An 11,952-nucleotide genomic window follows, 5' to 3' on the forward strand; every position below is an offset into this window, starting at 1 on the left:
GGTATTAATTGGAATATGATGAGCACAAGAGAAGAAGTTTCCGAAGAATTACTTTTAGAAGAAGAAACGGTTCAACAGAATGAAATCGTTCTTTTTAATGATGAGGTCAATACTTTTGATCACGTAATAAATACATTAATGTCTGTATGTGAACATTCGCCAGAACAGGCAGAGCAGTGTTCTTTAATAGTACATTACAAAGGTAAGTGTACCGTTAAGACCGGTGAATATGAAGAATTGAAGCCAAAATGTTCTAAATTGTTACAAGCAGGACTTAGTGCAGAGATTGTTTAAACTAAGTTTTGTTTACTATAATTGATACCAATAGTATTGAAATAAAAAAATCCCTTGATTTAATCAAGGGATTTTTTTATTTCAATTAAACTCTTAAAAGAAATTGTATTAAGTCTGTAAATTATTCAAGCTTATACTAGGGGTACTCCGTTTAATCTTTTTTCAATCTTCTTCTTTTTGACTGTAACTTCTTTCATTACATCCATTAAGTTAGAATCTTTTGTTTCCTTGTATATTTCGTTAATGCTTAAAATAAGTGCTTTTGCCTCTCTCGACGCTTCTACTCGGTCACTAGTAGACATATTACTCATTTTTCGACCTATAAATTCCTGAGCTTTTTCAAGTAACTCCATTTGCTTCTTTTTTTTCAAAGTTAACATAATATTCAAATTACGCAATTCTTTGTCAATTGTATATAGTTATGAGGCTATTAGATAATAGTATTTATGAACAATTTAACGAAATAGAGGTGTTTTGACCCCTTTTTTCTGATGTTGAAAGAATTTTAAGACAATTTTATTCCTCAAATTAAAAATATAAGCATATATGTGTCTAAAAATTATATATAATTTAATATGATTCATTTAGTTGTTGCTAATCAGTCAAATATTATACCTTAATATATGTTTTTTGATATTTTATGGTCTGTATACTTGCTAAATATCTAAAATAGGATATATTTGTGTAATCGATTGCATTAAATTTTGTTGTACTTTTTGTGCCTGTTGATTTTGCAAACAATACAGAATTAGCACTAACACATTAAGACAGAAGATGAAAAGAAATCTCACTTCTTAATGTATTTAAAAGTTTTTCAATCTATTTATAAATAACATTGTTACTCGTGTTTCACAAACAAGATGTAACCTTATTAAAAATAATAATGAGTAATTCCACTTTAAATAATAGTACGTTCATAAAAGACGATTTTCTTTTAGAGAATAAATTTTCGCAAAGGTTATTTCATGACTACGCATCACACATGCCGATCATAGACTACCATTGTCATTTACCACCAAATGAAATTGCAAATAATAGGCAATTTGAGAACCTAACTAAAATTTGGAACGATGGTGACCATTATAAATGGCGCGCTATGAGAACCTTTGGTATAGATGAAAAGTATATTACTGGTAATGCTACAGATAAAGAGAAGTTTCTTCAATGGGCTAAAGCTGTTCCATATGCTTTAAGAAACCCTTTATATCATTGGACACATTTAGAACTGAAACGTTATTTTGATATTGATCTATTGTTAAATGAAAATACAGCTAACGATATTTATGACGACGCTACTGCTAAGCTTCAAACACCAGATTACAGTTGTCAAAGTCTAATTCAAAAAATGAACGTAGAGGTTATTTGTACTACAGAAGATCCTATTGATAGTTTAGATAACCATGTAAAACTTAAGAATAGTAATTTCAATGTAAAGGTGAGCACTGCCTTTAGACCTGATAAGGCTATTGTTATTTCTAATGAATCTTATCTTGAATATGTAGAAAAGCTATCGGTAGTTAGTAAGGTGACCATTAATTCGTACAAATCTTTGTGCGATGCGCTTTTATTGCGTTTAGATTACTTTGAAGAAAATGGATGTACGCTCTCTGATCACGGTTTAAGCTATGTGCCGTTCAGAACATTTACAGATGCGGAGATAGAAAACATTTTTCAAAAGAGAATTGAAAGAAAGCAATTAACTTTAGAGGAAGACGAAAAATTTCAAACCGCTATATTATTGTTTCTGTGTGAGCAATACCATTCTCGCGGATGGATACAGCAATTTCACTTAGGGGCACTACGCAATAATAATGCAAGAATGAATCGTATTCTTGGTCCGGATACTGGTTGGGATTCAATAGGCGATTATTCTCAGGCAAGAACACTTTCAGGTTTTTTAAATGCTTTAGATTCAAAAGATAAGCTTACCAAAACTATTTTATATAATCTAAATCCGTCAGATAATGAAGTTTTAGCTACCATGATCGGTAACTATAATGATGGTAAAGTAAAAGGTAAAATGCAGTTTGGTTCCGGTTGGTGGTTTATGGATCAAAAAGATGGAATGACCAGGCAGCTAAATGCATTGTCCAATATGAGTTTAATTAGCTGTTTTATAGGGATGCTGACAGATTCTAGATCTTTTCTTTCCTTCCCTAGGCATGAGTATTTTAGAAGAATAGTCTGTAATCTATTTGGACAAGAGATGCAGAGAGGAGAGTTACCTCAAGATTTTGAATTGGTGGGTAAAATAATACAAGATATCAGTTATAATAATGCCAAAGAGTATTTCAAATTTTAATAAAAAGTAAGGGTCTATTCTTATCCAATTAAAACATTTCTATGAAAAGTATAAAAATACTACTGCTCTTTTTTCTGGTAATACCCTTTGTGGGTTGTGAAATACAGACTGATGTAAAAACATTGCGTTTGGGTCATGGTCTAGATGTTAGCCATTCTGTACACAAGGCAATGGTTAAAATGAGCGAAGATTTGTTAGAACGATCTGGCGGTAAATTAAAACTTGAAATTTACCCAAGTCAGCAACTAGGTACAGAGAGAGAATGCCTAGAGCTACTGCAAATTGGTAGTTTAGATATGACCAAGGTTTCCGTAGGCGTTTTAGAAAATTTTGCACCTAAGATGAAAGTTCTAGGGCTCCCTTTTCTTTTTAGGGATCGTCAACATTCGTTTAATGTTCTTGACGGTCCGGTAGGTGAAATGTTGTTGAACGATGGGGAGAAATATTGGTTAAAAGGTTTAGGGTATTACGATGCAGGTAGTAGAAGTTTCTACACAATGAACAAACCAATTGAAAAACCTGAAGATTTAGTAGGTGAAAAAATACGTGTAATGGAAAGTGCAACCGCCGTAAATATGGTAAAGGCATTAGGCGGTTCACCAACTCCAATTTCATGGGGCGAGTTATATACATCGTTACAACAAGGGGTGGTTGACGGTGCTGAGAATAATCCGCCAAGTTTTTACCTCTCTAGACATTATGAAGTATGTAAATATTATTCTTTAGATGAACATACCGTACTGCCAGATGTTTTATTGATAGGGACATATGTTTATGATAAGTTAAATGAACAAGAGAAGAAATGGTTGAACGAGTCGGTAAAAGAATCGGTGAAATATCAACGAATTCTTTGGGCAGAAGCAGAGGCTGAAGCCTTGCGAGAGGTGCAAAAAGCAGGTGTTGAAATTACACGACCAGATAAATCTCTTTTTGCAGAAAAGGTAGCAGGTATTTTCGAAAGCTATAAAGATGATAAAGATATATATCCGCTTATCAAACAAATTCAAGAAACCAAATAGTTTACTATGCGCAAGAAAATAGATTCCGTTTTAGGCAAGACGCTGGTACTAATTATGTCCGTCATGGTCATCAATGTACTTTGGCAAGTTTTCACAAGATACGTTACTGGTAACCCTAGTTCATTTACAGATGAGCTAGCGCGTTTTCTAATGATCTGGATAGGAGTATTGGGAGCTGCTTATGTTTCTGGTAGAAATTTACATGTAGCCATAGATATTCTACCTCTTAGGCAAAGTAAAAAAACACAGAAAAAATTAAAGATAATCGTTACCATATTGATTATCCTATTTGTTTTGTTCGCTTTTGTGATAGGTGGTTCAAGGCTAGTGTATATCTCTTATGTTTTAGGGCAACAATCGCCAGCATTACAATTACCCTTGGCTGTCGTTTATCTCATTATTCCTATTAGCGGCTTATTGATTATGTACTATAAAATTTCTGACTTAAAACATATGAACTCATGATGGAGCATTTACCAATTATCGTTTTAGTACTAAGCTTCATATGCTTACTGTCCATTGGTACTCCCGTCGCTTGGAGTATAGCAATTTCATCGCTATTGACCATGTTGGTTAGTATACCTGCAATGCCTGCATTTACCACGGTATCTCAAAGAATGGCAACAGGTTTGGATAGTTTTGCCTTGTTGGCGATTCCGTTTTTTGTATTGTCAGGGGAACTTATGAATAAGGGCGGTATAGCCCATAGGCTCATTGCATTTGCAAAGACTCTTGTAGGTTCTTTTCCTGGCGGGTTGGCATTAATTAACGTGATAGCAGCTATGTTAATGGGAGCTATTGCTGGCTCTGCAATGGCATCGGCATCTGCTATGGGTAGTATCTTAGGTCCGGAGATGGAAAAGGAAGGATACTCCAAGGAATTTGGAGCAGCGGTTAATATCACTTCTGCAACTACAGGTCTAATTATACCGCCAAGTAATGTGTTAATAGTATATTCTTTAGCTAGTGGAGGTGCATCTATAGCCGCACTGTTTTTAGCAGGATATATTCCTGGAATAATGACAGGGTTGTTTCTTATGATCGTAGCGGCTTTTTGGGCAAAAAAGAAGAAGTATAAAGTAGGCAAGCGAAGTAGTTTAAAAGAAGTGGGAAAAACCTTTATAGATGCCTTGCCAAGTCTTTTTATGCTTGTAGTTGTTATAGGCGGTATTGTTACGGGAATATTCACCGCAACAGAAGCTTCTGCCATTGCAGTATTGTATAGTCTGATTTTAGGTTTTATATATAAGGAAATTACATTGCCTAAATTGCCCCAAATTTTATTGGATTCTTCTGCTACCACGGCAATTGTAATGTTGTTGATAGGATCATCAATGTGTATGTCATGGGCTTTATCGTATGAAAACATTCCGCAGGATATTAGTACAGGACTTTTAAGTTTAAGTGATAATAAAATTGTCATTCTTTTAATTATCAACTTACTATTATTGTTCGTGGGTATATTTATGGATATGACACCTGCTGTATTAATCTTTACACCTATTTTTCTACCTGTTGTAACCAAATTAGGATTAGACCCTGTGCATTTTGGAATTATCATGGTACTTAATCTTTGTATCGGGTTATGTACACCACCCGTTGGCTCTGTTTTGTTTGTTGGGGTTGGTGTGGCTAAAACTACTATTGAAAAGGTGTTTAAGCCTTTATTACCACTATTCATAGCAATGATTATAGCACTTTTCTTGGTTACTTATATCCCACAATTAAGCTTGTGGTTGCCAAGCTTGTTCAATTTATAATATAGTTAAAGGGTATGCAGCAATTAAATAGAAAGAACCTTAGTATTTCTAAACGGTTACCTATTAAAATAGTACAATTTGGTGAAGGTAATTTTCTAAGGGCTTTTGTAGAATTTGCCATTCAGACATTAAATTCTGAAGTTGATTTTAATGCAGGTATTGCAGTGGTACAACCTATTGAAAAAGGTTTAGTTTCTATGTTGAACCAGCAAGATGGGCTTTATACATTATTTACAAAAGGTCTGGAGAATGGTGTTGAGGTGGAGGAAAAAGAATTGATTACCAATATAGTGACTGGTATTAATCCTTATTTAAATTTCAGTGATTTTATGGCTTTGGCAAGAGAGCCCGAGCTTGAGTTTGTAATCTCCAATACTACGGAAGCCGGAATATCATTTATTGAAAAGGATGAGTTTAGTAGTACGCCTCCAAGTTCTTTTCCTGCCAAATTGACCAAATTACTTTACGAACGTTTTACCTATTTCAATGGGTCACATCAAAAAGGTTTAGCTATTATACCATGTGAACTTATTAATCATAATGCAGATACATTAAAGAAAATTGTACTTGAATATATTTCTTTATGGAAGCTGTCATCAGAATTTAAAGATTGGGTTCTGGATTCTTGTACTTTTCATAATACCTTGGTAGATCGTATTGTACCTGGGTACCCTAAAGATCAAATAGCTGAATATAACGCTCAGTTAGATTATCATGATGATTTAATAGTTAGTGCCGAAACTTTTTTTCTTTGGGTAATAGAAGGTGATGAAAAATTGAAAAAGAAGTTGCCCTTTCATAAAACGAACTTAGACGTTAAGATTGTCAAAAATATGCAGCCCTTTCGTACTAGAAAGGTTAGGATTTTAAATGGTGCACATACTGCCATGGTGCCATTTTCTATTTTGTTCGGTAATGATACCGTAAAAGAAACTATTGACGACAACTTCACGGGAGCGTTTATACAATCTCTTGTGTTCGATGAAATAATTGCTACCCTAGATATGGAGCAAGATGAATTATATGATTTTGCAAATGACGTTTTTGATCGATTTAGAAATCCGTTTATAAAACATCAGTTAGCAAGTATAGCTTTGAACTCAATATCTAAATTTAAAGTAAGGGTGCTTCCTAGCCTACTAAAGTATATAGAAATAAAAGGTGCTTTGCCTAATAAGATAGTATTCGCGTTTGCTTGTTTAATTCGTTTTTACAAAGGTGATTTTAATGGAAATAGATTACCTGTCAATGATGATGAGAATATAGTTTTAGAAATGGTACTTATTTGGAAATCAAGGTCTTTACACGAAGTAGTGGCTAAAATTTTGGGTAAAGAAGATTATTGGGGACAAGATTTGAACAGCATAGAAAATCTTGGTAATGCCATAACAAATTATATAAAGTTCATTGAGGAATTTGGAATTGAAGAAGGGTTTTTACAATCAATACAGCAGTAAATAGAACTATAATGCAAAAAAAAATCATAAAAGTACAAGCTGGTGATAACGTAGTAATGGCACTGACTAATTTAAAGAAAAATGAACATGTCATTTTCAACAAAGAAACGCTTGTAGTTTTATCTGATACAAAGGCAAAGCACAAAATTGCATATGTAGATTTTGAGGTAGATGATTCTATTATTATGTATGGTGTTTTGGTAGGTAAAGCAGTTGCACCGATTAAAAAAGGTGATGTTTTGACGACCGAAAATGTAAAACACCAAAGTGAAAAAGTATTGGCTAAAACCAAAACAATAACGTGGACCCCACCAGATATTTCTAATTGGAAAAATAGAACTTTTATGGGGTATCATAGATCAGACGGACAAGTGGGTACTAAAAATGTTTGGCTATTTTTTCCTTTAGTGTTTTGCGAGAATAGAAATATTGAAGTGCTGAAAAATGTTTTTGAAAAAGAATTACATATTGGTAAAGAACATAAGCAAAGACAGTTGTTAAGAAACCTAGTGCTAGGTAATGATATAGATTTTAACGATTCAAAAGCTCAAGAGTTAGAACAGACATTTAATAATATAGATGTAAAATTTATTACACACCAAGGTGGTTGTGGGGGTATTCGTCAAGATGCTCAAACTTTAGCTAAATTATTGGCAGGGTACGTTAAAAACCCCAATGTAGCGGGTGCTACTGTATTAAGTCTCGGGTGTCAAAATTTGCAAATCGAGATTTTTAATAATGCCTTAAAAGAGATTGATTCCAAGCTTGATAAACCAATTTTAATATATGATCAACAGCAAGTAGGTACTGTAGACGATTTATTGAACAATATCATCAAAGATTCATTTAAAGGTATAAAAGCTGCGAATTCTATCAAAAGGAAACCGGCACCGCTTTCCAAACTAAAATTAGGATTGGAATGTGGAGGTTCTGATGGTTTTTCCGGTATTTCAGCAAATCCTGCTTTGGGCTATGCCTCTGATATTTTAGCGGCTGTAGGTGGATCTCCTATATTATCTGAGTTTCCAGAGCTATGCGGAGTAGAACAAGAATTGGTAAATAGATGTGTGAATAATACAGATGCGGAAAGGTTTATTGATTTAATGAAAGCGTATGAAGCTTCTGTCGAAGCTGCAGGGTCAGGTTTTGACATGAATCCTTCACCTGGTAATATTAAAGACGGATTAATAACTGACGCCATGAAATCTGCGGGCGCTGCAAAAAAAGGGGGAACTTCTCCTGTTGAGGCAGTGCTGGACTATGGCGAGTATGTTACCTTACCTGGTTTAAACCTACTTTGTACTCCGGGTAATGATGTAGAAAGTACCACGGGTATGGTTGGGTCCGGTGCCAGTATTGTTGTTTTTACCACAGGTTTAGGTACACCTACAGGAAACCCTATTGCTCCTGTTTTAAAAGTTTCTTCTAATTCTGAATTGGCGAAACGAATGTCAGATATTATCGATATTGATACCGGGGTTATAATTAGAGGGGAAAAGACCATTGAGGAAATGGGAGAAGAAATTCTAGAATATGTTATTCAGGTCGCTAGTGGTGAAAAAGATGCAAAATCAGCTGTTTTAGGTCAAGACGATTTTATTCCTTGGAAGAGGGGAGTATCTCTCTAATGAGCACTTAAAACTACTGTTTTTTACTTGAAGATTTTCTTATGATCAACTTAGCGGGTAATACAACATCTTGGTGCAGTTGTACATCTTGTCTATTTTCAATCTGATCTAAAAATACTTTAGCCGCCATCTTTCCCATTTCTACGGGTGATTGATCTACAGAGCTGATAGATGGCTCCAAAAACTGAGTAAAAGGTTCATTACTAAAACCTACAACACTGACATCTTCGGGTATTTTTATTGATTTGCTTTGTAAATATTTTACGGCACCTAATAAACCGTTATCCGTAGAAGAGAAAATAGCATCTGGTGGTATAGGTAGTTTCATGAGTTTTTCGGCAGCTTCTTCACCTGCTTGCATATTACTTTTTAGTGTAATTACATAATCACTATTATAGGCCATACCATGTTTTAGAAGAGCATCTTTATAACCGTTAAATCGTTTGTTATATAATTCAATATTTTGATTTACATTAAAATGGGCTATTCTTTTACAACCTTGGTTTATTAAATGTTCAGTAGCATCAAACCCTCCTTGGTAATCATCTATGGTTACCGTGCTTATACCATCAAAATTTAAAACACGATCAAAAAATATAAACGGTGACGATTTTTTTAAAACTTGATTTAATTGATTTTTATTCTCGTTTGTAAATGAGGTGGAAACAAGAATGCCATCTACCTGTGCATTTATTAAATTTTGAATAATTTTCTTTTCACGATCACTTTCTTCGTGGGTTTGGGAAATAATAACATGAAAGCCTTTAGGGTAGAGTTCTTCTTCAATGCCTCTAATGACCGAAGCAAAAAAGTTTTTATTGATAAACGGTACAACCACACCTACATTATTGCTCTTGCCACTCTTAAGAGCAACAGCAAGTCTATTTTGTTTGTAATTTAATTTTTCGGCAGTAGCGAGAACTAAATCGCGCGTTTTTTCACTTATTTTAGGGTTGTTGTTTAAAGCCCTAGATACAGTAGCTGCAGTAATTTTCAGCTCTTTCGCAATATCATAAATGGTGGCTTTCTTGCTCATAAAAAAGTGTAGAACGAATTTACGATTATTGAACCATAAATTGTTTCTACAGGTGACTTAAAATAATAACGGAGGTTAAATTTTAAAACAGAAACCTTCTTCTAACTTCTTTTGATATTTGTCTTCATCAAATTCAAATAAGAAGGCGCCTTTTTTAGATGAACTCATATCTTTTTCATTCAATTTATTTAAAAGGTCAAAAGAATTGAATTTGTTTATGAAATTTCTTTTATCCAATTCAATATCTAAAATAGCCTCGTACATTTTTTGAAGTTGACGCATGGTAAACTTTTCGGGTAGGAGTTCAAATCCAATGGGTTTGTTAGATATTCTGTTGCGTAGTAAAGTAAGCGCATCCTTTACCATCTTATTATGGTCAAAAATTAAACTGGGCATATCTTTAATGTCAAACCATTTTATAGGATTTTCTTTCAAAAGATCTTTGCAATGATGTGCTACATCTATAAGTGCAAAATAGGTTACCGAAATAGTTCTTTCCTTAGGGTCACGATCTATCTTGGAGTAGGAGTGAACTTGTTCCATATAAATATTATTAAGACCTGTTAGTCGCTTAAGAATTCTAGAGGCTGCATCATTTAAATTTTCTTTCTGCTTTAGAAAGCCACCAATAAGAGACCATTCACCTTTTGCGGGTTCAAAATCTCTTTCCACAAGTAGAATTTTTAATTCTTCTTGGTAAAATCCAAATATTATGCAATCTACAGCAAGCAAGACTTTGTCTTCTTTACAATACCTATTTAAACCCATGTTCCAATTTTAGCAGGTCTAAAATAGCAAGTTTCTTCGGAATTGGTTTTTTAAAATATTAAAATACAACTAGATTTTAATACTACAGTAGTCTATTTTATAGGCTGTTATCGTTATTTGTAGGTTTTATAAAAACAATTATAAGTGTAAAATATATAACTTGATAAAAGCACGTCACTGGTATATAAATATAGGGCTGAGGATAACTGTTTGTGTATATTTTCCTGTTAATTATTTATGTTAATCGTATTTGTTTTCCTTTTTTCTGAACAAGTAAAATACTGGGAATGTTTTCAAACAATTTATTTTTTAACATTGAATGTTTATATAATTTTAGCGTTTGACTATAAATTGTTGTAATAATATATGGGTTGTAAAATTTTTAAAAATCATATAATTAATTTTTGTTAATATTTGATTTTTTGGTAATTTTTTTACACTAATTAAGTGAATATGATAAACAGTGTAGATGATAGTTTGCCAAGATTTATAACTATAGAAAAAAGCCTTTATGGCAATTCTTCTTCTAATTTAGATGTTGAGTTGTTTAAACTTAAAATAATTGGGGGTATAGAAGTATGTATTATTACATATGGTGGTAGAATAACATCTATTAAAACGTTGGATAGAAATGGAAATTTAGACAACGTTGTACTTTCTTTTTCTAATTTGGAATTGTATGAAAATGATAATCCTTTTTTTGGTGCATTAATTGGTCGTTATGGCAACAGAATTGCCAATGGAAAATTTAGCTTGGATGGAGAGGAATATATATTGGCAAAAAATAATGGGCAAAATTCTTTACACGGAGGGGCTAAAGGATTTGACAAAGTAATTTGGAAAGTAGAAGAAGTAAAAGAATCATCCACATACGTATCCTTGAAATTAAGTTATTTAAGTAAGGATAAGGAAGAAGGTTTTCCCGGTAATTTAAAAACTACGGTTACATACACCTTACACACAAATAATAGTTTACACATTTTGTATGAAGCAACTACAGACAAAACCACCGTTGTCAATTTAACCCAACACTCTTATTTTAATCTATCTGGCGATTTCACAAAAAGTATTGTAGACCATGAAGTGAAAATTGAGGCAGATAAATTTGTTCCCGTAGATACATCTTTGATACCAACAGGTGAATTAGTACCCGTTGATAATACGCCTTTTGATTTTAGAACTGCTACACTAGTAGGTAATGTTATTGATAAGGAGCATAGGCAAATTGAAATTGCCGGTGGCTTTGATCATTGTTGGGTTTTAAATGAAGCAGCAACAGGTTATCGTTCTGTTGCCACTGCTTATCATGCCGCAACTGGTAGAGTAATAGAAGTCCTAACTGATCAAACGGGTATGCAATTTTATACCGGTAATTTTTTAAACGGAACATTACCCATGCCAAATGGTGGTGTTTATAAAAAAAGAAGCGGATTCTGTTTGGAGACACAACACTTTCCTGATTCACCCAACCAATCGCAATTTCCTAGTACTACTCTTGGTGCAGGAGAAAAATATATGACTAGGACAACGTTTAAATTCTCTGTTGAATAGGGAGAATCTTGTAAGATTAATTTGATGCTATCTTTAAAATGACTTGTGGTATACTATAAGTTATAAGAAGATATCTTGTGCTAGTAATCTTGGTTATTGCGATAATTATAGTAGACAAAGTCAGATATATTTACACA

11 protein-coding genes are annotated in these 11,952 nt (G+C 33.5%); 8 read left to right on the forward strand and 3 right to left on the reverse strand.

Annotated elements, in window-relative coordinates:
• Window positions 1-18 precede the first annotated feature (18 nt).
• A complete protein-coding gene (locus PXD56_RS05010; RefSeq protein ID WP_276492222.1) occupies window positions 19-294 on the forward strand; it encodes an ATP-dependent Clp protease adaptor ClpS in 276 nt (91 codons plus the stop codon).
• Between the two features lie 131 nt (window positions 295-425).
• Here PXD56_RS05010 and PXD56_RS05015 read toward each other — a convergent pair whose 3' ends face one another.
• Window positions 426-647: a hypothetical protein gene (locus tag PXD56_RS05015; RefSeq protein ID WP_036157855.1), complete on the reverse strand. Its 222-nt coding sequence runs from the start codon at window positions 645-647 to the stop codon at window positions 426-428.
• A 530-nt stretch (window positions 648-1,177) separates the two neighbouring features.
• On the opposite strand from PXD56_RS05015, the gene uxaC reads away from it, so the two are divergent.
• The 6 genes from uxaC to PXD56_RS05045 are packed head-to-tail and all read left to right on the forward strand — an operon-like array spanning window position 1,178 to window position 8,460.
• Window positions 1,178-2,596, forward strand: coding sequence for a glucuronate isomerase (gene uxaC / locus PXD56_RS05020; protein WP_276492223.1), 1,419 nt, complete (start codon window positions 1,178-1,180; stop codon window positions 2,594-2,596).
• A 41-nt stretch (window positions 2,597-2,637) separates the two neighbouring features.
• A complete protein-coding gene (locus PXD56_RS05025) occupies window positions 2,638-3,615 on the forward strand; it encodes a TRAP transporter substrate-binding protein (RefSeq protein ID WP_276492224.1) in 978 nt (325 codons plus the stop codon).
• Between the two features lie 6 nt (window positions 3,616-3,621).
• On the forward strand, window positions 3,622-4,080 hold the full coding sequence (locus PXD56_RS05030; RefSeq protein WP_276492225.1) for a TRAP transporter small permease: 459 nt from the start codon (window positions 3,622-3,624) through the stop codon (window positions 4,078-4,080).
• A complete protein-coding gene (locus PXD56_RS05035) occupies window positions 4,080-5,375 on the forward strand; it encodes a TRAP transporter large permease (protein ID WP_276492516.1) in 1,296 nt (431 codons plus the stop codon). Before PXD56_RS05030 ends, PXD56_RS05035 begins: the two co-directional genes overlap by 1 nt.
• A 14-nt stretch (window positions 5,376-5,389) precedes the next feature.
• A complete protein-coding gene (locus PXD56_RS05040) occupies window positions 5,390-6,832 on the forward strand; it encodes a tagaturonate reductase (protein ID WP_276492226.1) in 1,443 nt (480 codons plus the stop codon).
• Between the two features lie 11 nt (window positions 6,833-6,843).
• The gene (locus tag PXD56_RS05045) at window positions 6,844-8,460 is read left to right on the forward strand and encodes a UxaA family hydrolase (RefSeq protein WP_276492227.1); all 1,617 of its coding nucleotides are present in this window, start codon (window positions 6,844-6,846) and stop codon (window positions 8,458-8,460) included.
• A 13-nt stretch (window positions 8,461-8,473) separates the two neighbouring features.
• On the opposite strand, the gene PXD56_RS05050 is transcribed toward PXD56_RS05045, so the two are convergent.
• Both PXD56_RS05050 and PXD56_RS05055 read right to left on the reverse strand, forming a co-directional pair.
• Window positions 8,474-9,496: a LacI family DNA-binding transcriptional regulator gene (locus tag PXD56_RS05050; RefSeq protein WP_276492228.1), complete on the reverse strand. Its 1,023-nt coding sequence runs from the start codon at window positions 9,494-9,496 to the stop codon at window positions 8,474-8,476.
• Window positions 9,497-9,571: 75 nt separating this feature from the next.
• Window positions 9,572-10,264, reverse strand: coding sequence for an NUDIX hydrolase (locus PXD56_RS05055; RefSeq protein ID WP_276492229.1), 693 nt, complete (start codon window positions 10,262-10,264; stop codon window positions 9,572-9,574).
• A gap of 453 nt (window positions 10,265-10,717) precedes the next feature.
• Here PXD56_RS05055 and PXD56_RS05060 point away from each other — a divergent pair, with 453 nt between their 5' ends.
• A complete protein-coding gene (locus PXD56_RS05060; protein ID WP_276492230.1) occupies window positions 10,718-11,815 on the forward strand; it encodes an aldose epimerase family protein in 1,098 nt (365 codons plus the stop codon).
• The last annotated feature ends 137 nt before the right edge of the window (window positions 11,816-11,952 follow it).

It is taken from the genome of Maribacter zhoushanensis, from assembly GCF_029350975.1.
Classification (GTDB): Bacteria; Bacteroidota; Bacteroidia; order Flavobacteriales; family Flavobacteriaceae; genus Maribacter; species Maribacter zhoushanensis.

Excerpts from the sequence above, each read along its gene's own strand:
- PXD56_RS05010 (WP_276492222.1), top strand. The coding sequence starts at position 19 with ATGAGCACAAGAGAAGAAGTTTCCGAAGAATTACTTTTAGAAGAAGAA.
- PXD56_RS05015 (WP_036157855.1), bottom strand. The coding sequence starts at position 647 with ATGGAGTTACTTGAAAAAGCTCAGGAATTTATAGGTCGAAAAATGAGT.
- uxaC (WP_276492223.1), top strand. The coding sequence starts at position 1,178 with ATGAGTAATTCCACTTTAAATAATAGTACGTTCATAAAAGACGATTTT.
- PXD56_RS05025 (WP_276492224.1), top strand. The coding sequence starts at position 2,638 with ATGAAAAGTATAAAAATACTACTGCTCTTTTTTCTGGTAATACCCTTT.
- PXD56_RS05030 (WP_276492225.1), top strand. The coding sequence starts at position 3,622 with ATGCGCAAGAAAATAGATTCCGTTTTAGGCAAGACGCTGGTACTAATT.
- PXD56_RS05035 (WP_276492516.1), top strand. The coding sequence starts at position 4,080 with ATGGAGCATTTACCAATTATCGTTTTAGTACTAAGCTTCATATGCTTA.
- PXD56_RS05040 (WP_276492226.1), top strand. The coding sequence starts at position 5,390 with ATGCAGCAATTAAATAGAAAGAACCTTAGTATTTCTAAACGGTTACCT.
- PXD56_RS05045 (WP_276492227.1), top strand. The coding sequence starts at position 6,844 with ATGCAAAAAAAAATCATAAAAGTACAAGCTGGTGATAACGTAGTAATG.
- PXD56_RS05050 (WP_276492228.1), bottom strand. The coding sequence starts at position 9,496 with ATGAGCAAGAAAGCCACCATTTATGATATTGCGAAAGAGCTGAAAATT.
- PXD56_RS05055 (WP_276492229.1), bottom strand. The coding sequence starts at position 10,264 with ATGGGTTTAAATAGGTATTGTAAAGAAGACAAAGTCTTGCTTGCTGTA.
- PXD56_RS05060 (WP_276492230.1), top strand. The coding sequence starts at position 10,718 with ATGATAAACAGTGTAGATGATAGTTTGCCAAGATTTATAACTATAGAA.